A 25672-nucleotide genomic window follows, 5' to 3' on the forward strand; every position below is an offset into this window, starting at 1 on the left:
GGGCAGGTGCACGCACCATTGACACCGCAGCTACCTGCGGCTACGCAACATTCAACGCTCGGCGACGGAGATGGGGACGCCATCCTCTTCCGGAGAGCGAAAGCACGGCCTCACGCGCGCGCCCGCCGCCTCCGCAGTCGGCTCTGCCGGAGTCGAATTTCACCTCACCACCAGCGAAATTCCCAGGACTGAGGAAACCTAGGCCATCGCGGCGGCTAAAGTGCGCCAAATATCGTACAAAAGCACTCCCCCTGAGCGCCCGGGTACGCGAAGCTCCCCCGCGGAGGGCACACGCCTCCGACACCTCATGAACCCCAGGTTACGGTCAAGCACTCCCCATAATAAGGGCCCTTAGACCCTCATGCGGCGGTATTGAAGCTTTCCCGCCGCTTCGGTCCGGATTGCACCCCCTGAACCAGGCTGAATCATGGGGAAACGTGAGCAATGTCGGCATGGCCCCTATGGTCCGCATGGCCGGAAGGGTCGGAAAGGTCGGCTTTGTCACGTTCGCCGGTACTCCGCCGGGTCGCGTCGCCTACAGCAATCGCAGCTGGGTGTCGCGCGGCTTCCGGCGCGCGGCGGCCGCGCCGACGCGCTCGCAGACGTCGGCGCCGAGGTCGGCGAGGAACGGCGAGGGCGCACTCCTGCGCGCGCTCCCCTGCCGCACGCGCTCGGCCGCATGACTCAGGAACAGGTGTCGCCGAGCGCGCGTCATACCGACGAACAGCAGGCGCCGCTCCTCTCGGACCTCCTCCTCATCGGTGTCCTCCGGCGACACCCCCGGCCAGCGCAGCGGCAGCAGGCCGTCCTCGCATCCCACGACGAACACCACCGGGAACTCCAACCCCTTGGCGGCGTGCAGCGTCAGCAGCGAGACCCGGTCCGCCCGCGGATCCCAGGTGTCCACCTCGACCCCCAGGGCCAGCTCGTCGCGGAACCGCTCCAGGTCGGTGCCGCACGCCTCGGCCCGCGGGCGCAAGAGGTCGACCGCGGTGTGGACGTCGACCTCGGCCTCCCCCCGCTCCGCCCGCGGAATCCGCTCGATGACGGCTTCGGCAGCCCACCGCAGCCGCTCGGTGACCGAAGCGGGCGCGCCCGCCGCCGGGGCGAACGCCAACTCGGCGAGGAGCGGGCGCACCCCCGGCCGATCGGCCAGCCGGTCGTGCGAGCGCTTCTGGAACGGCAGCCCGGCCCGGGTCAGCCCCGCCATCACCGCCTCGGCCTGGCGGTCGGTCCGGTAGAGCACGGCGAAGTCGGAGAAGCCCAGCCCGTGGGTCTCGTCGGAGTCGATCCGCCCGCTGTCGAAGGAGTGGAACGACGCCCCGCCCAGCAGCAGCTCGACCGTGCGCGCCACGAACGACGCCTCGGCCCGCTCGTCGGCCGCCGGGTACACGCCGACCCGAGCCGGCCCATGGTCGCCCATCGGCCGCAGCTCGCGCCCGGGCACCAGTGTCGTGGGCGCGATGGCCTGCAGGGACGCGGTGAGGATGGCGGCGCTGGAGCGGTAGTTGCGGGTGAGCCGGACCATGCGGGCACCCGGGAAGTCCTCGCGGAACCGCAGGAAGAACCCGACGTCGGCGCCGCGGAACCGGTAGATGGCCTGGTCGGGGTCGCCGATGGCGGTGAGGTGGCCGTCGGCGGGGGCGAGCAGGCGCAACAGGCGGTACTGCTGCCCGTCGACGTCCTGGTACTCGTCGACCGAGATCCACCGGAAGCGGTCGCGGTAGGCGGCGGCCAGGTCGGGGGCGGCCTCCAGCAGTTCGACGGGCAGTGTGATGAGGTCGTCGAAGTCCACCAGGTCGCGCTGGCGCAGCGCCTTGGTGTAGCGCTCAGCGGCGTCGGCGAGGTCGGGCGACGCACCGTCGTCCGACCCGCGCCGCCGGGAGCGCTCGGCCAGCAGCCGCCGCCCCGACTTCTCGTCTCCGGCGGCCTCGGTGGCCAGCGCCAGCCGGGTGGCCTGGTCGGCGATGCCGAAGGCCGGTCCGAGACCCGCCCGGTCGTGCTGCTCGCGCAGTATGCGCAGGCCCAGCGAGTGGAACGTGGCGATGGTCAGGCCGGGTGCGTGGTCCGGTACCAGAGCGGCGAGGCGCTCGGCCATCTCCTCGGCCGCGCGGCGGGTGAAGGTGATCGCAAGGCAGTGCCGCGGATCCACGCCGCGTTCGGCCACGAGATGGGCGAGGCGGTGGGTGAGGGTGCGCGTCTTTCCGGTCCCCGGACCGGCGATGATCAGTACCGGCCCGCCGGTGATATCGGCGGCGGCCCGCTGGTCGGGGTCGAGACCGTCGAGCAGGGACGCCTCGCGGTGGTCGGCGCGGTCCGGGTGGTCGGAGACGGCGGTAGGGCCGTCCGGCCCCGCGGAGCGGCGGGAGCGGTCCGGGTCTTCGCGCCGCGCCCCGGCCTCCGCCGACCCGCCGGGCGCCGCGGCTTCGGGGGCCGTCCCGTGCTCCGGCGCGCCGGAGGCGCGCTGCGGCTCGGCGGCGGGCGACTGCGGTTCGGCCGCGACCGCCTGTTTCCCGGCCGCCCCGCCCGCCTCGCCGGGAAGCAGGTCGTCGAAAAGCGACGGCGCGGAGGCGGCCCGCACCCGCTTCAGCTCGCCGGGCTCGAACAGCCGGATCACCCCGTACTCGCCGTCGTACCCGGCCTCGCGGATCACCTCGCCGCGGCGCAGCCGCCGCACCGCCTCGGCCAGCAGGGGCGAGTGGCGCTCGATGTCGTCGGCCGGAACGCCTTCCAGGATCGCCAGCTCCGGGCCGAGTGCGGAGGTGAGCCCGTCGATCTCGCCGCGGACCTTCTTGCTCTTCGGTCCCACACCGAGGATCTCGCCCATGACCTCCGGCAGCGGCACCAGGCTGCGGAAGCCGGCGGCGCCCTCGGGCCGGGCGCCCTCCGGCCGGTCGGCCAGCTCCTCCACGCGGCTGAGCACGCCGACGGTGACCGGCTTTCCGCACACAGGGCAGGCCGTGCCGCGCCGACGCGTCTCGCTCGGCTCCATCCGGACCTCGCACTTGCGGTGCCCGTCGACGTGGTACTTGCCCTCCTCGGGGAAGAACTCGACGCTGCCTTCGTGCCCGGCGCCGGTCTCCAGGGCGCGCCGGATGGCGAAGTAGTCCAGCTCGGTGTCGAACACCGTGGTCTCGCGGCCGAGCATCGGCGGCGAGTGCGCGTCGGAGTTGCTGACCAACCGGTAGCGGTCCAGGCCGGAGATCCGCCAGTTCATGGCGGGATCGCTGGACAGGCCGGTCTCCAGCGCGAAGATGTGGTCGGCCAGGTCGACGTAGCAGTCCTCGACGGCGTCGAACCCGGCCTTGGATCCGAGCACCGCGAACCACGGGGTCCAGATGTGGGCGGGAACGAGGTAGGAGCCGGCGCCGCTTTCGAGGGTGATCTCCAGCAGGTCGCGGGAGTCCAGCCCGATGATCGGGCGGCCGTCGGAGCCCAGGTTGCCGATCGTGCCCAGCCTGCGGTTGAACTCCGCAGCCGCGTCGAAATCGGGCATGTAGACGAGATGGTGGATCTTGCGGGTGCGCTCGCCGCGCTTGTAGATCGTGGAGATCTCCACCGAGAGCATGAACCGCACCGGTGCCGCGGCCATGGCGGGCGGCAGTGTACGGACGATGTCGGCGTCCAGGTCGTCCCGGAGCCGGAACAGCCCCGGCTCCGCCGGCACCAGGCTCTCCTGGAGATGGGCGAACCACGCCGGATGGGTGAAGTCACCCGTCCCGACGACCGTGATCCCCTTGCGCCGCGCCCACCAGGTCAGATGTTCCAGGTCGGCGTCCTTGCTGCAGGCCCTGGAGTACTTCGAGTGGATATGCAGATCGGCATGGAAGCGCACGCGTGGAATCCTCCCACACCCCGAATGCCCGGTGGGATGCGAATGCACTTCATTGGCGGCGAATGTCGGCCCTGCGCCACGGCCCCACGGTCGTCGGACAGGGTCCGGCGACAGGCCCCGAAAAACACCGCAGGCCAGAACCGAAGTCCTGGCCTGGTGATCTCCTGGGTGGAGCTGAGGGGATTTGAACCCCTGACCCCCTCGATGCGAACGAGGTGCGCTACCGGACTGCGCTACAGCCCCTGAAGACGTGTACGACTTTAGCAGCTTCGCCGAGGTGGTTCGAACGGGTTGTGCGGGTTGTGCGGGCCGGGCGGTCAGTCGCCGGCCGCGCGGAGGTGGGCGTCGGCGTACTGGTCGTAGACCTGGTCGCGGCGGGCGGCCAGTTCGGTGAGTTCGACGATCTCGGCCTCCCGCGCGGCCTGCTCGCGGGCGCGGCGGGCGCGCTGGGCGACGCGGCGGCGGTGTTCGCGTTCGCGGAGCTCGGCGGCGCGGCGCTCGGCGTCGGCCCGGGCGGCTTCGCGGAGTAGCACCAGGTGGCCCAGGAGCAGGCCGGTGGGCGGGAGCAGCACCCACCACGGCCCCATCCCGAGGGACACGGCCAGCGCCGTCGCGGCGAACAGGGCGGTCAGGGCCGTGGTGCGGCGTCTGCGGCGGGCGATGACGCGGGCGCGGCCGGACGGCCGGGCCGGCCGGCCCGGCCGGGGCGCACGGGTGCGCGGGCCGCCGGGGCCGGCGCCGCCGTTGACGCTGTCGTAGTGGAGCACCTGGGTCCGTTGGGAGTCGGGGTCGTCGATGGGGTCGTCGATGGGGTCGTCAGCAGTGATGTCGGCGACACCCCCGTCCGCGGCGTCGTCAGGGGAGGCGTCGGTGTCCGTGCTGGCGTCGGTCCCGGCACCGTCGGCCCGGTCGCCGGTCCTAGCGGCGGGTTCGGCGGCGTCCCGCCGCATCAGCATCGGGACGAGCACGATGAGCCAGACGACCACGATCGCCAGGTACAAGGGAGCGCTGCTCATCACTCCTCCTCGTACCGCAGGTCGCCGGACACTTTCGGACACCCGGCGATGCGGCGGCCCGTGCACGCACCGGCACGGGGACCAGCGGGCGACCCGAGGTCACGAACCGCTGTCTGCGGCTTGTGCGCTACCGCTCACCAACAGCCGTCTCCCATGCGCCTTATGCACGTATGCCCGCATCGTCGATGCCTCTACGTTCCGCACCGTACGACCCGGTGTCCGAAAATGCGCAGTATTCGGGCCGGAGTGTCGTGAGATTACAGTCTTTCCTTGTTCCCTGAAGTTCTCCTCAGCGGACGAATCGGCGTCGGATCCACCGCTCCCACCATCCGTCATCGTCCGCCGACGGGGAGTCACGGGCGGTGAGCCGACGAATCGACCTCGTCTGAGGTTGCACGTTCGGTGTCTCCTTCAGCGGCCGTCCTGCGACGGCCCCGTCTCGCTGACACGGCCCTTGCGCCGCCATCGGGCCAGCAGGCCGCCGGGAACGTCCTCGGCGGTCAGGGCATAGCAGATGTGGTCCCGCCACGCGCCGTCGATGTGCAGCTGGCGGCGGCGGATCCCCTCCTCGTGGAACCCCAGCTTCTCGGCGACGCGGCGGCTCGCGTGGTTCTCCGGCCGGATGTTGGCCTCGATCCGGTGCAGGCCGACGGCGAAGAAGGCGTGGTCGACCGCCAGCGCCACCGCCGTCGGGGTGATCCCCCGCCCCGCATGGGCACTGTCGACCCAGTACCCCACCTGCGCGGAGCGCGCCGACCCCCAGACGATCGCGCTGATCGTCAGCTGGCCGACGAACACCCCCTCATAGGTGACGGCCCACGGCATCGAGACGCCGTTGCGCGCCTCCCTGCGGATGGCCTGGAGCATCGCGATGTAGGGAGTGATGCCGCTGGTCTGCAGCGGCATCTCGGGGTGGGTGGGTTCCCAGGGACGGAGCCAATCGGCGTTGCGCACACGCGTCTCCCGCAGCGCCGCGGCGTCGCGGAGCCGTAGCGGGCGAAGGCCCACCGGCCCCTCGACGAGGGTGGCCGGCCAGCCGCGGATCCGATTCACTTCCGTCCCTCCGATCCCGGGGTGACAAGGCCCAGTATTCCACCACGCCGCACAGGCGGGCGGGGATCGGGCAATGTGACGGCAAAAGGGGCAGGTAGTAACCCGGGATAGATTCGGGGACAATCCCCGGTCACGGCAGGGCGAGGGCACCGCAGCACCGCGGCGGCAGGGGATGCGGGGCTCAGGCCCCCCGGGGGTGATCTCCGCCGTGCAGCTGGTCGATCGCGTGCCCCAGCACCGGGCGGAGCACCTCCATGCCGTCGCGCACTCCCCCGCTCGACCCCGGCAGGTTGACCACGAGCATGCGGTGGCCTCCGGCCTCGGCGATCCCCGCCAGCCCGCGGGAGAGGATCGCCGTCGGCACGCCCTTCTCCCGCCCCGCCGCACGCAGCGCCTCCGCGATGCCCGGGATCTCCCGTGTCAGCAGCGGACGGGTCACCTCCGGGGTGTCGTCGCCGGGCGTCAGCCCGGTGCCTCCGGTGGTGAGCGCCGCGTCGCAGCCCTCGGTCAGCGCGCGCCGCAGCGCCTCGGCGACCGGAGGGCCGTCGGGCACCACCCACGGCCCGACCGCGGCGAACCCGGCGCGCTCCAGCTCCGCCACCATGATCGGTCCGGAGCGGTCGGGGTAGACCCCGGCGGCGGCCCGGTTGGAGGCGGTGATGACGGCGACGCGGCGCGGCCCGGCGCTCCCCGCCGACAGGTCGCCGGGTCCGGCTGCACCCCCGCTCACCGCGACCTCCGCCAGTGCCCGCTCTTTCCACCGGTCTTCTCCTCGACCCGCACATCGGTGACGACCGCTTCGGGATCGAGCGCCTTGACCATGTCCACCAGTCCCAGCGCGGCCGTCATCACGCCGGTCAGCGCCTCCATCTCGACCCCCGTGCGGTCGGCGGTGCGCACCGTCGCGCTGATCCCCACCCCGTCGTCGCGCACGTCCAGGGCGACGTCGACGCCGTGCACGGCGATCGGGTGGCACAGCGGAACCAGGTCGGGGGTGCGCTTGGCCCCCTGGATCCCGGCCAGTCGGGCCACGGCCAGCGCGTCGCCCTTGGGCACCTCGCCACCGCGCAGCGCGGCGACCGCGTCGGGCGAGAGCAGGACGCGCCCGGTGGCGGTGGCGGTGCGGGCGGTGACCTCCTTGGCCGAGACGTCGACCATGCGGGCCGCGCCGGAGGAGTCGAGATGGGTCATTCCGGAAGCGTGCGGACCGGATGCGTGGGATTCGGACATGGCACGACCCTACGACGACCGCTCCCCCGCCGGGGAGCCCGTCCCCGTGTCGGACGCGGACGGCCGGGCCCCTCAGGCCAGGTCGGGCAGTTTCACGACCTCGACCACGCTGCCCGCGGCCAACTCGGTCACCTGCTCGGGAACCACGACCAGGGCGTTGGTCTCCGCCAGCGCGGACAGCTGGTGGGAGCCCTGGCGCGCGGCCGGCAGGGCGGTGAAGGCGACGCCGTCGCCGTCGCCGCTGCGGTCGTACTCCAGGATCGCCCGCAGGTAGGAGCGGCGCCCGTTGGGCGAGGACGTGACCGGTTCGGCGAGACGGGCGTGCACGGTGGGCAGCGGCTGCGGCGGCAGACCGCGCATCCGCCGCAGCACCGGCAGGACGAACAGCTGGAAGGAGACGAACGCGCTGACCGGGTTGCCGGGCAGCGTCAGAATCGGCGTCTTGGACACGCCGATGGTCCCGTAGCCCTGGGGCTTGCCGGGCTGCATGGCCACCCGGTCGAAGGTGACCGTCCCCGATCGGGACAGCACCTCCTTGACCACGTCGTAGGCGCCCATGCTGACCCCGCCCGTGGTGAGGATGATGTCCGCCTGGAGCAGGACGTCGTCGAGCGTGTCCAGGACGGTGGCGGGGTCGTCGCCGATGAAGCCGTGCCGGTAGGCGGTGCACCCGGCGTCCTGCGCGGCGGCGGTCAGCATGAAGCTGTTGGACTCCCAGATCTGCCCGGGGCCGACCGGCCGACCCGGCTCCACCAGCTCCTCTCCCGTGGACAGGACGACCACGCGGGGGCTCGGGTGGATCCTCACCGATCTGCGGCCGACGGCGGCGAGCACGCCCAGTTCGGCGGCGCCGATGCGGATGCCGGCGCGCAGCACCGTGCTGCCCGCCGCGACGTCCCCGCCCGCTCTGCGGATGGCGTTGCCCTCGGGGACGGAGCGGCCGACGGCGACGGTGACCTGCCCGCCGTCGGTCCACTCCACCGGGACCACGGCGGTGGCCCCCGCTGGCAGGGGTGCCCCGGTCATGATGCGAGCGCAGTGCCCGGAGCGGATCGCGTTGGCGGAGGGGTCGCCGGCGGGGATGTCCGCGACCACGGGGAGTCGCACGGGGGTCTGCGCCGAGGCGCCTGCGAGGTCGGCCGCCACCACCGCGTAGCCGTCCATCGAGGAGTTGTCGAACTGCGGCAGCGGGACGGGCGAGGCCACCGCTTCGGCCAGGACACCGCCGTGTGCGCGCATGATGTCCAGCTCGATCGGGTCGAGCGGATCGACCAGATCCAGGACATCGGAGATGTGCTGTTCGACGCTCTTCATTGGTGTTCCCTCACCCGTTGCCGTGGTCGGCCGCGCGGACTCCCGAACCGCGGCGGCCGCTGTCGTCCCTCAGACCTGCTGCTTCGCCACGAACTCGCGCAGCCACGGCAGGAGCTCCGCGGCGAGGTCGGGGCGGGCACATGCGAATTCCACCACAGTGCGAAGGTAGTCGACCTTGTTGCCGGTGTCGTGGCGGCGGCCGCGGAACAGCACGCCGTGCACGGGGCCGCCGTCGGCGGGGGTGCGCTTGGCCAGCTCGCGCAGGGCGTCGGTCAGCTGGATCTCGCCGCCGCGCCCCGGAGGCGTCTCGCGCAGCACCCCGAAGACCGCGGGGTCGCAGATGTAGCGGCCGATGATGGCCCATCGGCTCGGCGCCTGGTCGGCGGGGGGCTTTTCGACGAGGTCGGTGATGACGACGACGTCCTCCTCCTGGGTGCCGTCGATGGCGGCGCAGCCGTACAGCGAGACCTGTTCCGGCTCGACCTCCATCAGCGCGACCACGCTGCCGCCATAGGTGGCGTGCACTTCGATCATGCGCTTGAGCAGCGCTTCGCGGCCGGCGATGATGTCGTCGCCGAGGAGGACGGCGAACGGATCGCTGCCGGCATGCGCCTCCGCGCACAGCACCGCGTGGCCCAGCCCGCGCGGCTCGCCCTGGCGGACGTAGTGGATCTGGGCCAGCTCACTCGACTCGCGCACGGCGTTGAGCCGCTCGGTGTCGTTCTTGGCCCGCAGCGCCTCCTCCAGCTCGTAGGCGCGGTCGAAGTGGTCCTCGATGGAGCGCTTGCTGCGCCCGGTGATCATCAGGACGTCGTCGAGGCCGGCGGCGACGGCCTCCTCCACCACGTACTGGATCGCCGGCTTGTCGACGATCGGCAGCATCTCCTTGGGGGTGGCCTTGGTCGCGGGGAGGAAGCGAGTCCCCAGGCCGGCGGCCGGCACCACGGCCTTGGTCACCAGAGGGCGGACGGCTTGCGATTCACTCATGTCGGCACTGTACGCCGCACAGCCGCCCCCACGCGTGCTCTGACCTGCCGCTCCAGGCGATTGGCGCCGGTAGGAGCGCTATGTCGGACCACCGGGCGGCCGGACGTTCATCTGCCTTTCCCCTCATCCTCACCTTCCGGCGCCGGGCTGGGACACTTCTGTGTCATGGACATCGAGGCGAAACGGGAGATGCGGCGCGAGATCCTCGCGGCGCGGCGGGCGATGCCGGAGGCAGAGCGGGCTGCCGCGGGACCGGCGATCCGCGACGCCGTCGCCGCCCTTCCCGAGCTGGGTATGGGCGGCACCGTGGCGGCCTACTTCTCGGTAGGCACCGAACCGGACACGCACAGGCTGGTCACGACCCTGTGGAAACGAGGCACCTACGTCCTACTTCCGGTCGTGATGCCCGACCGGAGCCTCGACTGGGCCGCCTATGAGGGGCCGGACAGCCTCGCCCCGGCCGGGCACGGGCTGCTCGAACCCACCGGGCACCGCTACGGCCCCGACGCGGTCCGCACGGCGGCCGCTGTGATCTGCCCGGCGCTGGCGGTGGACCGGGCGGGGCGGCGGCTCGGCCGGGGCGCCGGGTGCTACGACAGGGCGCTGGCGCGCGTCGGCCCAAACACGCTCACCCTGGCGGTGATTTACGACACAGAACTCGTGGCGTCCGTCCCCGCCGAGGAGCACGATCTCGCGGTGCGGGCGGTCGTGACGCCGGGCCGGGGGGTGGTGCGCTGCTGAGGCGCGCCGCTTCACGGGACTCGCCGGGGACCGGGGGGAACACAGCGGGGCGGTCGGGTGTTACAGGGTTCGGCCCACCACCCGCCGGCAGGAGCGGCACTCCCCAGCACCGATGTCGCGGCTTTGCCGTGCGAGAGCGTACTATTTGGCAGTCGGTGGGCGAGAGTGCCAGCAAGGAGGACCACAGTGCCTACGTACCAGTACGCATGCACCGAGTGCGACCACGGGATGGAGGTCGTCCAGAGCTTCAGCGACGAGTCCCTGACCGTCTGCCCGCAGTGCCAGGGGCGGCTCCGCAAGGTGTACTCGGCCGTGGGCATCGTCTTCAAGGGCTCCGGCTTCTACCGCACGGACAGCGGCACCAGCTCCGACAGCTCGGTGCTGGCCGGGTCGAACGGCAGCGGCACCAACGGAAACGGCAGCGGCAAGGGCGAGGCGGCTGCGGCTTCCTCGGACTCCGGCGCGTCGTCGACCTCTTCGTCGTCCGCCTCGACGGCCTCTTCTTCTTCGTCCTCCTCCGGGGGATCGGCGAGCACGTCCAGCGCACCGGCGGCCGCCACGAGCTGAGTCGGCGGCCTGAGCCGACACGACATCGAGAAGGACCGGGGCTCCCCGCGGGGAACCGCCCCGGTCCTTTCGCGTTCCATGGGACGCCGAGCCGGGAGCCGCCGCCCGCCGCACCCCGGGCTCCCCTCGGGCCGCACCGACCGGACCGCCCCCACCCTGTGGACGGCGCCACCCCGGGGCGCCGCCCGTCGCCTAACGTCCAGGCATGATCACCGGAACACCGCGCGCCTTCGTCCACCTGGCCCGCTACCGGCGCCCCCTCGGCGCCGTGTGCGCCGCGCTCGCACTCGGCGGGGCGGTGCTGATCATCCGCCCGCCACCCGCCCCGACGGTCGAGGTGCTGGTCGCCGCCCGCGATCTGACGGCCGAGTCGCCCCTCACCGCGGCCGACCTCACCGCGCGTGCCCTGCCGTCGCGCGCGGTCCCCGACGGGGCGCTGCGTCCGGACTCCGCCCCGGTCGGCTCCGGCCTCGCCGGGCCGATGCGGCGCGGCGAGGTGCTCACGACCGCACGCGTCGCCGACCCGCCCGCGAGTGGCTACGGGGCCGACCTGGTGGCCGCCCCGGTCCGGGTCGCCGACCCGGGCGCGGTGGCACTCCTGCACCCGGGAAGCAGGGTCGACATCCTGTCGGCGGCACCGGCCCCGGCGGCCGACCTCGGCGCGGCGGCGCCCGCGGCCGCGACCGTCGCGGCGAACCGCCCGGTCATCGCCGTTCCGGACGAGCAGGGCGCCATCTCCGGTGAGGCGGGTGCTCTGATCCTGGTCGCGGTCAGCGACGACGAAGCACGGGCACTGGCCGGGCGGGCAGCCGCCGAGCGGCTCTCCATCACCATCCGAGGTTGACCCATGACGCATCGAGGTACATCCTGACCAGGCGCTTCGCCACCGCTGCCCGCGGCGGTCCGGTGGGCGGCCCGGGACCACCGGACCGGCCGCCCGTGCCGGAACGGTCCAGCGGTCACCCGGCGGCGCTTCTCGGCCCCCGGTCGGCCACCCGGTCAGTCAGCGATCACTCGGGAGTATCCCCATGGACGGATTCAAGAAGTTCCTGTTCCAAGGCAATCTCATCCAGCTCGCCGTCGCCGTGGTCATCGGCGCCGTCTTCGCGGACCTGATCACCGCGTTCACCGAAGGGTTCATCACCCCGCTGCTGGGCATCTTCGGCGGGGTCCCCACGTTCGGCGACCTCTACTTCGAGATCAACGGCAGCCGCTTCATGTACGGGGCGTTCGTCGACTCCCTGATCGCCTTCCTGCTCACCGCGGCGATCCTGTACTTCTTCGTGGTCCTGCCCGTCGCCAAGCTCTTCGACCGGTTCATCTCCGAGGAGGAGGCCACCCACCGCGCCTGCCCCCAGTGCCGCAGCGAGATCGACAGGGCGGCCACCCGCTGCGCCTTCTGCACCAGCGAGGTCGTGCCCGAACCGGCCTGACAGCGGCCTGGGACGGCCCGAGGCCGCCCCAGGCGCCACGGCGCGGGTCACCCCGCTCCGCTCACCGCCTCGTACTCCCAGTGCCAGGGCTCGAACGGGCTGGAGTAGGCCCACTGCGGGTGGAACCAGCCCCACTGGCGCGAGTTCTGCTCCAGCCAGTTGAACGGCTCCGAGCCCTGGTTCTGCACGCCGCCGCACAGGTCGATGGCCAGCCCCCATCCGTGGTTGCTGGTGCCGGGGACGGCGGCGTTGCCGGGCGGCTGCTCGGCGTACACGCGGTGCTGGTTGGACAGGTCCCGGTAGGAGCTGGTGATGCACATCGACCGGCCGAAGCGCTCCTGGTAGGCCTCGTTCATCTTGAGGAAGTCGACGGCGGCGTCGGCGCGCAGGTAGTGCCCGTCCTCATACAGCTCACACAGAGCGTCGTTGGGCAGCAGGCCGTTGGGGTATCCGGATGCCGCCGCGCCCTTGGCGGGGTCGCACTCCACCCCGGCCATGTAGGCGTCGACCGACAGCCCCCGGTCCTCCAGCTCCTTCATGAGCTTGTCGGTGCTCTCCTTGGACTTCTTCTTCAGCGCTTCCAGGTCGTCCTTGAGCTCGACCTTCTCCAACTGCGTCGAGGCCTGCAGGTCCTGGGCGTCGCCGGTCAGTGAGGCCTGCTCCGCGCGCAGGTCGTTGGCCTCCTCCATCAGCGCCTCGTTGTTCTCCGAGAGCTTGACGACGTAGGCCTCGGTCTCCAGATCGTCGTCGAGCGAGCCGGAGGTCATCAGCGCGAGCGTGCCGCCGTCGGGGCGCTTGTAGAGGGAGCTGGCCAGCTCGGCCAGGGGTTCACGCAGATCGGCGAGTTTCAGCTCGGTCTGCTGCAGGTCGTGCAGGGTGCCGACGAGCTCGTCCTGGGCCTTCTCCAGCGCCTTCTCACGCTTGGTGTAGTCGTCGGTGGCCTTTTCGAGTTCTTCCTTGGCCTTGTCCGCCTGCTCCTTGAGCGTGTCGAGGTCCACATCGGCCTCGGCCGGCGCGGTCACGGGGGCCATGGCCACGTCAGCGCCCGGAACGACGAAGAACGCCACCGCGACGGTGAACATCACGGCCTGTGCCGACCGCGCGCGCACCCGGCGGGGCGTCCTCAACAGCGAGGGACTCTCGACCGCAGACGGGGTCTCGCTTCTCGTCACGCGCTTCTTCCGTCGCGTCGGATCGAGAATGAACGGCACGAGTGATCCTCCGGCTGCCTGGTTCGGTCGTACGCGTGGCCGCATCGCAAGCTACTACATGTCCACAACCGGACGCGCTGAGCAGGGCACACAGCACCTGCCTGCGAGGACGCGAACTCGGGCCGAGCCACGCTTTTGTGACAAGAGTCACGTGTGGGTGATGACAACCCCGATGAGAGAAGAGTACTCAATCCCGCTTCCCCATGACACCGCCCCTGGAAAGGACTCCACCCTCCGTCAGCCACATCCGCCCTCCTGCCGCACAACCGAGCAACCTCCGCTACCCTTGGACCCCGACAAGGCCTCATAGCTCAGGGGACAGAGCACCACTCTCCTAAAGTGGGTGTCGCAGGTTCGAATCCTGCTGGGGCCGCCACATAAAGGGTCAACGGATCACACTGCCCGCAGGTTCAACGCGCGCCCCATTGAAGACATTCCCGCTGGTCACAGGGCATAGGTCGGCTCCACTCCCCTAGCCTGGACCACCACTGCCCGGGGCGCCCGCACGTCGCCGCCCTCCTCCCGGCAACGGACCGACCGCCGGATCCGGACATCCACCCCCGCGATCGCCGAGCACAGGAGCAGGGCGTCCTCCCGCACATGGATCGTCTGGGGGCGACCGATGCCGACGCCCCTCCTGGTGGGCTCACCGAATTGTTCGTACGAATCAGGACCACGTCGGCACGACGATATGCGGTGCGAAGGTGGCAGACGAGCGGCGGCCCGCCGTCCACGCCATTGCGCTATTACACGATTCCTCCACGTATGCCGACCCTGTAGGCCATACTCAGCATGTGGCGAACTGGGCTCCGCTTCGTGAAGCGCTGGCATCCGTCGACGACCGGGTGACATACGCGTGGGCCGAACTGGACGAACTGGTCGGCGGGCTGCCACCGTCGGCGTACAAGCACGCCGCCTTCTGGAAAGGCGCCAGGCCACAGTGGCCGGGATTCACTACGGAGAACGTCAGGGTCGGTCGATCGGTGACGTTCGTCCGTCGGTCGGCAAGCCCGGCCAGGACTCGGCAACGAGCCGTCGACGGTGCCCCGCCACCGCAGCCTGCCAACACTGCCAGCACTGCCAGCACTGGCAGCACTGTCGGTCCTGACTTCGTTCTGGTCGGGTGTGGGAAGAAGAAGCTCAACCGGCCGGCCCCGGCGAAGGATCTCTATACGTCGGCACTCTTCGCGAAGCAACGTTCCTACGCCGAGGCGACAGGCCGCCCCTGGTTCATACTGTCGGCGGAACACGGACTCGTCCCTCCGCAATCCGTGCTTCACCCCTACGAGCTTCACCTGGCCACGACTTCACCCGGCTATCGACGGACGTGGGGGATGCGAGTCGTCGGGCAACTCAAAGAAACGGCCGGGCCGCTGGCCGGAAGGATCATCGAAGTCCACGCAGGCTCCGCCTACACCGACGCCATCCGGGATCGCCTCTCCGATGCGAACGCCAAGGTCCTGGAGCCTCTCCATGGTCTACCCATAGGTAAGCGACTGGCGTGGTACAACCCCGGCAAAGCCGCATCGGCGTCGGCTGTAGAGCCGATCGCCCCCATTCCGGAAGCCGCGTCACTTGTCGAGCGGCTCGGCACCTTCGCGAACACGGTCGCGCCTCTCGACTTCCTGCGATCCGGTGGCGCGGGCCTGCGGCTGCCAGGCCTCTACAGCTGGTGGGTCGACCAAGACGGTGCGGCCGATCTCTCGGCAGGCTTGCGCCTCCCGCTCGCACCAGGGGTCATCTATGCCGGACTGGCCGGGGCGACGCGATCACGCAGCGGGCGAAAGTCGGAGAACACCCTGTGGGGTCGCATTCGAGGAATGCACCTCGGTGGTCGCCACGAGTTCTCAACCTTCCGTCTCAGTCTCGGATCCATCCTGGCGAACGCACGAGCAGAGCCCAAGATCGACGAGCAGCGCCTGACCTCGTGGATGCAGCGGCACCTCCGACTCATCGCCATCCCGATCGAAGACGCGGACGCGTTGGACGGGTTGGAGACCGCGGTCCTCGCCCAGCTGAATCCGCCACTCAACCTGGCCAAGATGCCACGCACCCCTGTCCGCCGGCAGCTCACGGAACTTAGGCGTCACTACGGGCGCAGGACGCAGTGACACCATGGGGAGGCCCTTTTCAGGCCGAGGCTGGGTGACGTGCGGGTGTGGCTCACGATCGTGGCGGTCGGTGCCGGCGCGGCGCCGCTCCTCGGCTTACCCGCGCTACCGGGTGTGTGCACCGATGTGGGCCACGTTGGGTCTCCGCCTTCGTCGCCCACCATGCAAGCGCCGGTGTCCTCACATCCGAGCGCGGCGAACTCACCCCGCCCCCCTCTCGTCATAGGTTAGCCTTAGCTAACCCATGGTCGAATGAGGATGGTCCGCATGGGGCAGAACCACTGTCAGGGCACAGCCGGGAGCGCCACGACCCGTGATGGGCGCGAGCTCTTCTACATGGAGTGCGCGGGGCCGGACGGCGGTGGGCCGGCGACGGTGGTGTTCGAGAGCGGTCTCGCCGCGAGTCGCTCGTACTGGGCCCTCGTCCAGCCGGCCGTGGCGCGGTCCGCCCGGGCAGTGGTCTACGACCGCAGCGGACTCGGGCGCAGCGCCCCCGATCCCGAACGCCGTGATCTCGCCCGGCTCGCCGACGACCTCGGCGACCTCCTCGATCACCTCGGCCCGGGGCCGTTCGTCCTGGTCGGGCACAGCTGGGGCGGCCTGATCGCCCGCCGCGCCGCTGCCGCGCGGCCCGAGCGTATCGCCGGACTGGTGCTGGTCGACCCCACCGACGAAGCCTGCGACCTGCTCTTCGACCGTTCCGTCCGCCGCCTGGAGAAAGTCCGCTATCGCGCCGCGCTGGTGTTGGCGAAGCTCCGCCTGTTCGGCTTCCTGTACCGCGCGATGACGGACAAGCTCCCACTCGATGCCGCCGCCGACATGCGCGCCGAAGCCTTCACCGTCCAGGTCGTGCGCACCATGGGCGCGCAGCAGGCCACGGTCGAGGCCGACCTGACCGCGCTGCGCGACGACCCGCCCCGCATCGGCGACATCCCGGTCACCGTCATCTCTTCCACCCAGCGCACACCGGGCATGAGCGCCACAGCGCTCGAAGCCATCACCGCGGCCCATGTGCACCGGGCACAGCAGTTCCCGCGCGGACGTCACGTCCATGCCCGGCGATCGGACCACGACGTTCCGACGAACGAACCCGCCGTCATCATCGACGAGGTCGAGCGGGTGCTGCGGTCGTTGTGAGCCGACCGGACGGTCTCCGGCCGACCCGTGCCTGCACGACCGGCGTGACCGGGCACGTCACCGCCCGGGGCGCCTCGTGGACTCCGGGGGTGGGGTCGGTTCTGATGTGGGCATGTCGCAGCCCACCGGCGGGTTACCCGAGGCGCTCAGTTACCGGCTCAAGCGGCGGCTGCTCGGGCCGCCGCTGGTCACCGGGCGGGCGTCGCGGGAGAAGCTGAGCAACCGGACCGCCCTGGGTGTGCTCGCCTCCGACTGCATCAGCTCCACGGCCTACGGCAGCGAGCAGATCCTGCGGGTGCTGGTGCCGGCCATCGGGCTCGCCGCGTTCACGCTCATCATGCCGGTGACCCTGGCGATCCTGCTGACGCTGCTGCTGCTCACGCTCTGCTACAGCGACGTCGTCATGATCTACACCCGCGCCGGCGGCTCCTACGTCGTCGCCCGCGAGAACCTCGGCCCCGACACCGCGCAGGTCGCGGCGGTCGCGCTGCTCATCGACTACGTCGTGACGGTCGCCATCCAGGTCGCGGCCGGAACGAACGCGATCATCTCGCTCGCCCACCTCCTCGGCGAGGGCTGGACCGGGATGAACCACCTTCAGGTCCCCATCAGTGTCGGCGTCGTGGTCCTGCTGGCCTTCGGCAATCTGCGCGGCCTGCGCGAGGCCGGCCGGGTCTTCGCGATCCCCGCCTACCTGTTCATGGCCGCGGTCGGGCTCATGCTCGTCGTCGGCTTCACCCGCTGGTTCCTCGGCGACCTGCCCAAGGCCGACGTGCACGCCGAAGGCGCCGTGCCGCTGGGCGAGGCGGGCGACGGGTGGCTGTACGGGGCGACGCTGTTCATCGTGCTGCGCGCCTTCGCCAACGGCAGCTCCTCGCTGACCGGTCTGGAGGCGGTCTCCAACGGCGTCTCCGTCTTCCGGGAGCCCCAGGGCCGCAACGCCCGCCGCACGCTGGTCGCGATGAGCCTCATCCTGGGTGCACTCGTGCTCGGTGTCTCCTGGCTGGCCCACCTCACCCACGCGATCCCCTACGCGCACGGCACCCCCACCGTCATCGCCCAGGAGGCCCATCTCATCTTCGGGGTGGGGCTGCTGGGCCTGGCGGGACTGGTGTTCGTCCAGCTGGCCACCGCGCTGATCCTCTACACCGGTGCCAACTCCCCGTTCACCGGGTTCCCGCTGCTGGCCAGCTTCGTGGCAGGCGACCGGTTCCTCCCCCGGCAGCTGACGCGGCGCGGGCACAGGCTCGTGCACTCGAACGGCATCATCGCGCTGGCGGCGATCTCACTCGCCGTCCTGCTGGTCACCGAGGCGAACGTGGAGCGACTGGTCGCCCTGTACGCGATCGGGGTGTTCACCTCCTTCACCATGGCCGGGACCGGACTCACCGTCTACCATCTCCGCCGCCGCGAGCCGGGGCGCTGGTGGAAGGTCGCCGTGAACGGCACGGCCGCCGTGGTGTCGGCCATGGTCGTGGTGATCTTCGCGGTCACCAAGTTCACCGAGGGCGCCTGGCTGGTGGTGGTCTTCTTCCCGATCGGGCTGTGGACGCTGATCCGCATCAACCGCGAGTACCGCGCCGAGGCCGCGGAGCTGGCGAAGCTGCCGTCCGCCGCGGAGACCGACCGGCCCCGCTGGCAGCGCCACGTCGTCTTCGTCCTCGTCGACACGTTCGACCCGGCGGTGTTCCAGGCCCTGCGCTACGCGCACGAACTCCGGCCGGACGAGGTGCGGGCGGTCCACGTAGCCGTCGACGGCATCCACGCCCGGCGGCTGGCCGCCCGCTGGCGCACCGCCCAGGCCACCGACGTCCCACTGGACGTGGTCGAGTGCCCCGACCGGCGGCTGGAGCGGCGGCTGACCGAACTCGCCGCCCGCACCACCGCCGACGGCCGCACCGCACTCACCCTGCTCATCCCGCACCGCATGTACAGCACGGTGTTCGGGCGCATCCTCCACCGCGGCACGGGAGAGCGGCTGGCCCGCAAGCTGGAGGGCGTGCCGTCGGTGGCCGTCACGATCCTCCCCTACAGCGTCCCCCGACCAGGGGATGGCGAGGCTAGTCGGTGATCTCGACGTTCACGCAGGCGACCGTGCCCCCCTGTGTCCCCGCACCGCGGTCGCGATCGGGCGCGAACCCGCCGACCGGCAGAGTGAACCCGGTGCCGTCATGCGGTCCCGCGGTCTTCGGATCGACCGCGACCTCGTCGGGGACGGACTCCGGGTCGTGGATGACCGCGGTCGCCGTGCCCGCGGCCCGTACGGACACCGCCGGCACGTCGGCGTCCTGCGCCCGGCGCCCCCGCCTCTCGCACTCCGGATGTTTAGTTGATGACGTGGGTGGTATCAAACTTGAGCGAAAGGCCATCAACCCTGGATGTTTGGGAGGTGACCACGATGCTGATGCGCACTGACCCCTTCCGCGAGTTCGACCGTGTGGCTCAGCGCCTGCTGGGGGACGCGGCCCGACCCGCCACCATGCCGATGGACGCCTACCGGGAAGACGACGCGTTCGTCATCCACTTCGACCTTCCGGGTGTCCACGCGGACTCGATCGACCTCGAAGTGGAGCGCGACGTGCTGACCGTCAGCGCGGAGCGCGTGAGCGCGGTCGAGGGCAAGGAGCCTCTTGTCGCGGAGCGGCCGACGGGTACCTTCACCCGGCAGCTGTTCCTCGGAGACGCCCTGGACACGGACAGGGTCTCCGCTTCCTTCGCGGACGGTGTGCTCACACTGCGCATCCCCGTCGCAGAGCAGGCCAAGCCGCGCAAGATCACCGTGACGGAGAGCCCGAGCACCACGGCCGAGATCACGGCATGACGGGGTGACCGGGCCCGGATACGGCGACGGCCCGCTCATGCGCCTGCCGCGGCGCATGAGCGGGCCTCTGCCGTGCGGCAGGTCACCTCACCCGGGACATGGTCACGGCATCAGCCGCCAGCCGTAGCGGACCGGGTCCTTGGGAAGGTTGTTCGCGGCGCCGTAGCGGTAGCCGAACCAGGCCTTGTCGAACTTGACGCTCTTGCCGTAGACGTACCAGCTGCCGGGGAAGCCCGGCTTGGTCCAGCTCCACTGGTGGACGACGCCACCGGTGTTCGCCGTCGCGTCGGTGACCCGGTAGCCGTTGGGGCTCCAGCGCACGAGCTCGCCGGCCTGAGCGGTCATGGTCGAGTGGGCCCGGAAGGTCGCGCCCGCGGCGACCGGCGTCCCGGCGGGGTCGGCCTGCGTGTAGGCGAGTCGCTCCCCGGACATGGTCAGGTTGGAGACGTTCGTGTTCGCGACGAACGTGACCGGGTTCGACGCCGAGTGGTGGCGGCGCAGGTCGGTCCGGAAGTGCACCTTGACCTCGCCGAGCCGCAGCGGGCCGTAGCCGAAGTGTCCGACGCTGGAGAAGTCGCTGCGCAGCGCCGAGTGGCGGGTCCAGCACGCCTGGCCGGTGCAGTGGGTGTTCCGCGCCTCTTCGGCGATGCCGTCGGTCGTGTCGGCTGTGTCGGCCGTGTCGGCCGTGGCAGCTGCATCGGCCGCATCCGCGTGCGCCGCGGCCTGGTCCTGCTCGCCGCTGAGGCACAGCCAGTTCCCGCTGCGCTCGGCGACCGGCAGGTCGCACTGGTCCGCGCCTGCCGTCGTGGGCTCGGACAGTTCGTAGGCGCGGTCGGCCGGCGAATCGGCGGCCTCATCCGCCGTCGCCGGGGCGGCCATCGACAGCGTCATCGCCGCTGCCGCAGCCAGGAGAAAACCGGTCCTCATCGTTCATTCCCCTTTCAATCAACAATGCACGGTCGAACGATGAGAATCATTTGACCGGAGGAATGCAGAGTCAAGGATATCCCATTGGCCGAAACCGGCCAGACAGAGAAACTTTGACATTACCGACACCCGACATGCGAAAACGGAGATCGGGATTCACCCGGTCGAATTTTTGACCGTGAAGGAGCAACCGACCGGCGGATAGTGGATATCCGACCGACCCCGGCCCGAGTCGTTTTCAATTGTTCGACCGTGCATCTCCTGCCCTCTCGATCACAGCGTGAAGCCCGCCAGGCCGCTTACGATGCATTCGCACCGTTTCGCCGACCTTGCGGGGAATTGCACATCCAGCGGCCCGCAGCCGCCCCCGAGCCGACCACCCCTCCGCACCTGCCCGCACTCCGCGGAATCCGACGAATTCGCGCGCGTTCCCCGAATGCTCCCCCGACCATTTGGGCGCCGTGGTAAGGATGAGGATGGCCTTCCGGACTCACGGAACATTTCTCCTCTCCCCCGTTTCTCCACACCGTTCCGGGAGCCCACCCCACGTAGGAACCGATTTACGGCGACACCCCTGTCGATTCTTGAGAATTCCGCTGGAGTGCCATTGACCATCAGCCCCCTCTACCTCTTCATCGCCATCGCCGTTCTCACGGCGGCCGGCGTGGTGATCGTACGCCGATTCGGGTTCAAACCCCACGAGGACGGCGGAGCGATCGGAAGCCTCGTCATTCCCTGCCTGCTGTCCATCTACCTGATCGCCGTGGCCATGGGAATCGTCATCGGGTGGGAGAACAACCGCCAGGCCGCGGACGACGTCGTCGCCGAGGCGACATCGGCGACCGACCTCTACTGGAGCACCGCCACGTTCCCCGAGAACAGCGGCGAGCAGATCCGCCGGGAGCTGCGGACCTACGTCGAGACGGTGATCCGCAACGACTGGCCGGAAATGCGGCACGGCGAGCTCAGCGCCGCGGGGGACGCCGCCCTCGACCGCCTCCGGGCGAGCGTGGCCGAGCTCCCGACCCTCGACCAGGCCGACGCACTCGACCGCATGGTCGCCCGGCAGGAGGTGTCCGGCCTGGTCGACAAGCGCATCGAGCGGGCCGACTCGGCCCAGGACCACATCCCCAGGACCCTCCTGGCCATCACGGCCGTCACCGCACTCGCCATCGCCGTCCTGCCCTTCGGGATGGGCGGGGCGCGCTCCCGCGCCGGGGTGTTCTGGTCGGTGACCAACATGCTGGTCGTCGCGTCGACGGTGCTGGCCCTGCTGTTCCTGGACAACCCGTACTCCGGTCTCATCCCGGTCGACTCCGAACCACTGGAGGAGGCCCTCGCCGGGTTCGACCGGATCGACCAGGCCATAGGGCGGCTGTGAGGGGGTGCGCGCGGGCCCTACCCGGTCAGGCGCGCATCCGGCCGGAGCCCACGGCCACGGCGACCGCGATGAGCACGGCGATCACCATCATCCGCATCGGCGGGAAGTGACCGGCCGCCACACGCGGCCCATCCGGGGGCGCCGGGGCGAACTGCAGGTGGATGACCTCGGCCTCCTGCGTCGGTTCAGCTGCGGCCCGCTCGTCGGGGGCGGGCTCCTCCTCCGGAACCCGCGCCGGCTCCGTCGGCTCACGCGCGGGTGCGGCCGACGCCGCCAGCGGCGGTGGCGGCGCATCGGGGCCCGGGGCCGACTCCACGACCGGCGGAACAGGGTCGGGGGGAGCCGCGCCGGGCGGGGCCGACGGGGCCGGTTCGCCGGGTGGCGCGGGTTCCGCGGGGCCGGGGGGCGGCGGTGGGGGTACCGGCGGTAGGGGCACCGGCGGTTCGAGGGCGGCGGGAACCTCCGGGGGTTCGGGAGACTGCGCGGGTGGGGGCGGCGGGGGCGGTGCCGGGTGTTCGGGAGGCCTCGGAACTTCCGGCTGCGGGGGCGGCGTCGGTGCCGGCGGCGCAGGAGGGCCGGGCGGCTCCGGTGCCGACGGGGGCGGGCAGCCGGGTCGGCCGACGGAGATCCCGACGCCCGGAGCGGTGACACACACCGAGACACCCACGCCGACGCCGGCACCGGGCGCCGCCCGAGCCGCCACGTCGGCCCTCGCGTCGACACCGACGCCTACCGCGGCGCCGACGTCGGCACCGGTGTCGGCGTGAGCATGGGCCGCGCCGGCCGTGGCCCCGGCCAGTGCGAAGGCCACCGCCGCGCCGCGGGCGGCGGAACCGAGCGCACAGCTTTCCACTGTTTCCACTCAGACCCTCTCTTCGGCGATATTCTGCGCGAACTGCGAAGGAAAAGGAGATGCCCTCACAGGGCGTGATCAACCGATTCCACCGTGGCCATGATGTGCGATCGAGATCGCCCTGTCAGTCGAAACCGCGACATCTGCTGGCCGCCTCCCGAAGAAACGGGAAACGGGCGTTCCCTTCCCCTCCGGGCGAGGGAACCGTTTCGCGGGCGCACGGTCCGGCCGGACCGGCGCGCCGCACGCCCCGGTCACACCGGGTGCCCGATTCGCGGCCCCGCAGCCCACCGCCGCACCGATCCCGGGGGCGTTCGCGTGTCCCCCCGACCGAACGCCGTAGGGTCTCCCGTGCACCCGACGCGGGAGACGGGCGCACGCCGGCGTCCGGGCCACCGGGCACCGGAGCCGACCCACGAGCACCCGATGCAAAGGAACCGCGCATGACCGCCGCAGATCCGGGCCTCCGCCTCGCCGTCAAGGACGCCGTCGCGACGATCACCATCGACCACCCCGCCAAGCGCAACGCGATGACGGCCCGGATGTACTCCGACCTTCCGCCGCTGCTCGCCGAACTGCGCGACGACCCCCACGTACGGGTGGCCGTGCTCACCGGCACGGGCGACACCTTCTGCTCCGGCGCCGACATCTCCGCACTCGACGACATCACCGGGGAAGGAGAGGACGACCTGCCCACGGCCGCCGAGGAGTCCCTGGCCGCCTTCCCCAAGCCGGTCATCGCGGCGATCCGCGGCAACTGCTACGGGGGAGCCTGCCAGCTCGCCGCCGCCTGCGACCTGCGCATCGCGGCCGACGACGCGCGGTTCGCCATCACCCCGGCCAAGCTCGGCATCATCTACCCGGTCAGCGCACTCGCCCGGCTCGTGCGCATCGCCGGGCCGTCCACCGTCAAGCAGCTGGTCTACTCCGCCGACCCGATCGACGCCGAGCACGCACTGCGCACCGGGCTGTGCGACGAGGTGGTGGCGGTCGGCCGACTGCACGACCGGGTGGACGAGGTGGCGCGCACCATCGCGGGCCGCTCCCAGTTCACGGTGCGCGCGTCCAAGGACATCATCGACCGGATCGGCGCGGGCGCCCTGACCGACGAGGTCGTCGACGCGTGGTTCGCGCGGATGCGCGCCTCGGGTGACCTCGAAGAAGGGGTGTCCGCGTTCCTGGATCGCCGCACCCCCGATTTCCGATGGAATGGCTGATCCGAACGATCAATACGTCGGCGTTTCCGTTGAGATTTTGACGATTCAAAACGGGCACACCGGGTATTTGTCAGATTACGGCTGGGCATTACGCAGTCCCTCCGTCAGCGGCCCGGCCGACCCCGCAGGATCGTCCCCCGCTCGCGAACGGAGATCCCCCGCACATGGTCAGCATCATCAGCCGCTCGGCCTGGGGAGCACGCCCCCCACGCAGCCGGAGCACCACCACCTGGAGCCGACGGGTCGAGGTGACCGTGCACTACAGCGCGGGCCCCACCACCCAGACACCGCGCCAGATCCAGAACTTCCACATGGACTCCAACGGCTGGGCCGACATCGGCTACAACTTCCTCGTCGACACCCACGGCAACGCCTACGAAGGGCGCGGCTGGCTGGTCATCGGCGCGCACGCCGCCCCGCGCAACACCGAGGGCATCGGTGTCTGCTTCATCGGGCGCGACGGTGACGCCACCGCGGCCGCCAAGCGCACCGTCCGCGCCCTGTACGACGAGGCCAACCGGCGCGCCGGGCGCACCCTGATGCGCAAGGGCCACCGCGACGTCAACCCCACCGCGTGCCCCGGCAACGACCTGTACGGCTGGCTGCGGGCCGGGATGCCCGTCAACGGCGGCTCGCCCCCGGGCAGCGCCCCGCCCTGGCCCGGGGTGTACCTGCGCTATCCCCCGATCACCCGGCACTCCTCGGTGACGACCTGGCAGTCCAGGATGCGGCAGCGCGGCTGGCGTATCACCGTGGACGGCGCCTACGGCCCCGCGTCAAGGAACGTGTGCATCGAATTCCAGCGCGAGAAGCGGCTCGGAGTGGACGGCATCGTCGGCCCCGAAACCTGGCGGGCCACCTGGGAGGCGCCGATCACCCCCTGACGCGGGTGCCTCGGCGGCGACACCGGTGCGTCACGACTTGCGCGCGATGCCCGCCATCATCGCCCAGTGGTGGTCCTGGAACTTCTCGAAGGGCATGACCTCCGGGCCCTCCGGGTCCTCGGGGAACCACCGCGACTCGTACTCCAGTCCCGGCGGGACCAGATCCATCCCGAGGAAGTGGTCGTAGACCTCGTTCAGCGGGCGCAGCCACCCGTTGCCGAGCGTTTCCAGGCAGGCCCGGGACAGCGCATGCTGGGCCGGGTGGCCGGTGTCGGGCCAGGTGGTGATGAAGAGGTGGCTGCCGGGGCACAGCGCGCCCATCAGCTCCGCCACGATCTCGTCGGGCTTCTCCGAGTCGTGCAGCTGCATCAGCATCCCGACGACGATCAGCCCGACCGGGCGGTCGAAGTCGAGGAACCGCCGGACGTCGGGGTGCCCCAGGATGTATCCCGGGTCGCGCAGGTCGGCCGTGATGACGGTGGTGGTCCTGTTGTCCGCGAGGATCGCGCGGCCGTGCGACAGCACCATGGGGTCGTTGTCCACGTACACCACGGTGGCGTCGGGGTTGATCTCCTGGGCCGCGTCGTGCGTGTTCTTCATCGTGGGCAGCCCGCAGCCGATGTCCAGGAACTGGTCGACGCCGCCCACCCGCGCCATGTACCGCACGCCGCGGATGAGTGTCTCGCGATTCAGCCGGGCGGTCTCGCGGGATCGCGGAAGATAGGCCTCGAAGACGTCGGCCGCTCTCCGATCGACCTCGAAATTGTCCTTTCCCCCGAGAAGCGCGTCATAGACACGGGCCGTTGAGGCGGTGGACAGCCCGAAGTCGGGAAGATATTTCCGGTCGGTTCCGGAAGCCGTCCCATCGGTTGTGCTCATGAACCAAGCCTTCTCGTCTATGTCGAGGGGTGCCAGCATCGTACGCCGCGGGGTTTTCCGGTGTCCGGGTCTTTC

General features: G+C 70.9%; 23 protein-coding genes and 2 tRNA genes. 12 read left to right on the forward strand and 13 right to left on the reverse strand.

The genetic code is table 11. The features are described 5' to 3' along the window. Positions 1 to 535 precede the first annotated feature (535 nt). The 8 genes from HNR23_RS17970 to galU all read right to left on the reverse strand — a co-directional run bounded on the left by HNR23_RS17970 (position 536) and on the right by galU (position 9435). Positions 536 to 3835: a UvrD-helicase domain-containing protein gene (locus HNR23_RS17970; RefSeq protein WP_184076994.1), complete on the reverse strand. Its 3300-nt coding sequence runs from the start codon at positions 3833 to 3835 to the stop codon at positions 536 to 538. Positions 3836 to 4004: 169 nt separating this feature from the next. Continuing rightward, positions 4005 to 4078 (reverse strand) — tRNA-Ala (locus HNR23_RS17975). A 74-nt stretch (positions 4079 to 4152) separates the two neighbouring features. Beyond that, a complete protein-coding gene (sepX, locus tag HNR23_RS17980; protein ID WP_184076996.1) occupies positions 4153 to 4851 on the reverse strand; it encodes a divisome protein SepX/GlpR in 699 nt (232 codons plus the stop codon). A 411-nt stretch (positions 4852 to 5262) separates the two neighbouring features. Continuing rightward, complete coding sequence (locus HNR23_RS17985; protein WP_184076998.1) at positions 5263 to 5904, reverse strand: GNAT family N-acetyltransferase; 642 nt, start codon at positions 5902 to 5904, stop codon at positions 5263 to 5265. A gap of 181 nt (positions 5905 to 6085) precedes the next feature. Beyond that, the gene (locus HNR23_RS17990) at positions 6086 to 6634 is read right to left on the reverse strand and encodes a MogA/MoaB family molybdenum cofactor biosynthesis protein (protein ID WP_394353787.1); all 549 of its coding nucleotides are present in this window, start codon (positions 6632 to 6634) and stop codon (positions 6086 to 6088) included. After that, positions 6631 to 7134 (reverse strand): cyclic pyranopterin monophosphate synthase MoaC, encoded by a 504-nt coding sequence (moaC, locus tag HNR23_RS17995; RefSeq protein WP_184077000.1) that lies wholly within the window; start codon positions 7132 to 7134, stop codon positions 6631 to 6633. The genes HNR23_RS17990 and moaC overlap by 4 nt, the downstream gene beginning before the upstream one ends. 72 nt (positions 7135 to 7206) lie before the next feature. Continuing rightward, a complete protein-coding gene (gene glp, locus HNR23_RS18000; RefSeq protein WP_184077002.1) occupies positions 7207 to 8448 on the reverse strand; it encodes a molybdotransferase-like divisome protein Glp in 1242 nt (413 codons plus the stop codon). Positions 8449 to 8517: 69 nt separating this feature from the next. After that, positions 8518 to 9435 carry a UTP--glucose-1-phosphate uridylyltransferase GalU gene (gene galU / locus HNR23_RS18005; protein ID WP_184077004.1) on the reverse strand — a complete coding sequence of 306 codons (918 nt, stop codon included), beginning with the start codon at positions 9433 to 9435 and terminating at the stop codon, positions 8518 to 8520. Between the two features lie 165 nt (positions 9436 to 9600). Here galU and HNR23_RS18010 point away from each other — a divergent pair, with 165 nt between their 5' ends. The 4 genes from HNR23_RS18010 to HNR23_RS18025 all read left to right on the forward strand — a co-directional run bounded on the left by HNR23_RS18010 (position 9601) and on the right by HNR23_RS18025 (position 12176). Beyond that, the gene (locus HNR23_RS18010) at positions 9601 to 10176 is read left to right on the forward strand and encodes a 5-formyltetrahydrofolate cyclo-ligase (RefSeq protein ID WP_246421793.1); all 576 of its coding nucleotides are present in this window, start codon (positions 9601 to 9603) and stop codon (positions 10174 to 10176) included. A gap of 186 nt (positions 10177 to 10362) precedes the next feature. After that, positions 10363 to 10743 carry an FmdB family zinc ribbon protein gene (locus tag HNR23_RS18015; RefSeq protein WP_184077006.1) on the forward strand — a complete coding sequence of 127 codons (381 nt, stop codon included), beginning with the start codon at positions 10363 to 10365 and terminating at the stop codon, positions 10741 to 10743. A 205-nt stretch (positions 10744 to 10948) separates the two neighbouring features. Further along, positions 10949 to 11587 (forward strand): SAF domain-containing protein, encoded by a 639-nt coding sequence (locus HNR23_RS18020; RefSeq protein WP_184077008.1) that lies wholly within the window; start codon positions 10949 to 10951, stop codon positions 11585 to 11587. Between the two features lie 184 nt (positions 11588 to 11771). Next, the gene (locus HNR23_RS18025; RefSeq protein WP_184077010.1) at positions 11772 to 12176 is read left to right on the forward strand and encodes an MscL family protein; all 405 of its coding nucleotides are present in this window, start codon (positions 11772 to 11774) and stop codon (positions 12174 to 12176) included. Positions 12177 to 12223: 47 nt separating this feature from the next. Here HNR23_RS18025 and HNR23_RS18030 read toward each other — a convergent pair whose 3' ends face one another. Beyond that, complete coding sequence (locus HNR23_RS18030) at positions 12224 to 13387, reverse strand: D-alanyl-D-alanine carboxypeptidase family protein (protein WP_394353788.1); 1164 nt, start codon at positions 13385 to 13387, stop codon at positions 12224 to 12226. A 300-nt stretch (positions 13388 to 13687) separates the two neighbouring features. Here HNR23_RS18030 and HNR23_RS18035 point away from each other — a divergent pair. The 4 genes from HNR23_RS18035 to HNR23_RS18050 all read left to right on the forward strand — a co-directional run bounded on the left by HNR23_RS18035 (position 13688) and on the right by HNR23_RS18050 (position 18706). Further along, positions 13688 to 13763: transfer RNA gene (locus HNR23_RS18035), tRNA-Arg, on the forward strand. Between the two features lie 418 nt (positions 13764 to 14181). After that, a complete protein-coding gene (locus tag HNR23_RS18040) occupies positions 14182 to 15498 on the forward strand; it encodes a DUF6884 domain-containing protein (protein ID WP_343070613.1) in 1317 nt (438 codons plus the stop codon). Between the two features lie 267 nt (positions 15499 to 15765). Then, positions 15766 to 16635: an alpha/beta fold hydrolase gene (locus HNR23_RS18045; protein ID WP_246421794.1), complete on the forward strand. Its 870-nt coding sequence runs from the start codon at positions 15766 to 15768 to the stop codon at positions 16633 to 16635. A gap of 112 nt (positions 16636 to 16747) precedes the next feature. Then, positions 16748 to 18706, forward strand: a complete 1959-nt coding sequence (locus HNR23_RS18050) for an APC family permease (RefSeq protein WP_184077014.1) — start codon at positions 16748 to 16750, stop codon at positions 18704 to 18706. Here the strand turns inward: HNR23_RS18050 and HNR23_RS18055 are convergent. Continuing rightward, positions 18696 to 18914: a hypothetical protein gene (locus HNR23_RS18055; RefSeq protein ID WP_184077015.1), complete on the reverse strand. Its 219-nt coding sequence runs from the start codon at positions 18912 to 18914 to the stop codon at positions 18696 to 18698. The genes HNR23_RS18050 and HNR23_RS18055 overlap by 11 nt on opposite strands. Positions 18915 to 19033: 119 nt before the next feature. Between HNR23_RS18055 and HNR23_RS18060 the strand changes: the two genes are divergently transcribed. Beyond that, a complete protein-coding gene (locus HNR23_RS18060) occupies positions 19034 to 19456 on the forward strand; it encodes an Hsp20/alpha crystallin family protein (RefSeq protein WP_184077017.1) in 423 nt (140 codons plus the stop codon). A gap of 102 nt (positions 19457 to 19558) precedes the next feature. Here the strand turns inward: HNR23_RS18060 and HNR23_RS18065 are convergent, their stop codons facing one another. Then, complete coding sequence (locus tag HNR23_RS18065; protein WP_184077019.1) at positions 19559 to 20383, reverse strand: hypothetical protein; 825 nt, start codon at positions 20381 to 20383, stop codon at positions 19559 to 19561. Positions 20384 to 20990: 607 nt separating this feature from the next. Here HNR23_RS18065 and HNR23_RS18070 point away from each other — a divergent pair. Then, the gene (locus HNR23_RS18070) at positions 20991 to 21764 is read left to right on the forward strand and encodes a bestrophin-like domain (RefSeq protein ID WP_246421795.1); all 774 of its coding nucleotides are present in this window, start codon (positions 20991 to 20993) and stop codon (positions 21762 to 21764) included. A 25-nt stretch (positions 21765 to 21789) separates the two neighbouring features. On the opposite strand, the gene HNR23_RS18075 is transcribed toward HNR23_RS18070, so the two are convergent. Continuing rightward, positions 21790 to 22080, reverse strand: a complete 291-nt coding sequence (locus HNR23_RS18075; RefSeq protein WP_184077023.1) for a hypothetical protein — start codon at positions 22078 to 22080, stop codon at positions 21790 to 21792. A gap of 980 nt (positions 22081 to 23060) precedes the next feature. On the opposite strand from HNR23_RS18075, the gene HNR23_RS18080 reads away from it, so the two are divergent. Next, on the forward strand, positions 23061 to 23834 hold the full coding sequence (locus HNR23_RS18080) for an enoyl-CoA hydratase/isomerase family protein (RefSeq protein WP_184077025.1): 774 nt from the start codon (positions 23061 to 23063) through the stop codon (positions 23832 to 23834). A gap of 164 nt (positions 23835 to 23998) precedes the next feature. Continuing rightward, a complete protein-coding gene (locus HNR23_RS18085; RefSeq protein WP_184077027.1) occupies positions 23999 to 24718 on the forward strand; it encodes a peptidoglycan recognition protein family protein in 720 nt (239 codons plus the stop codon). Between the two features lie 30 nt (positions 24719 to 24748). Here the strand turns inward: HNR23_RS18085 and HNR23_RS18090 are convergent, their stop codons facing one another. After that, complete coding sequence (locus HNR23_RS18090; protein ID WP_184077029.1) at positions 24749 to 25597, reverse strand: SAM-dependent methyltransferase; 849 nt, start codon at positions 25595 to 25597, stop codon at positions 24749 to 24751. Between the last annotated feature and the right edge of the window lie 75 nt (positions 25598 to 25672).

This window comes from Nocardiopsis mwathae (assembly GCF_014201195.1).
Classification (GTDB): domain Bacteria; phylum Actinomycetota; class Actinomycetes; order Streptosporangiales; family Streptosporangiaceae; genus Nocardiopsis_C; species Nocardiopsis_C mwathae.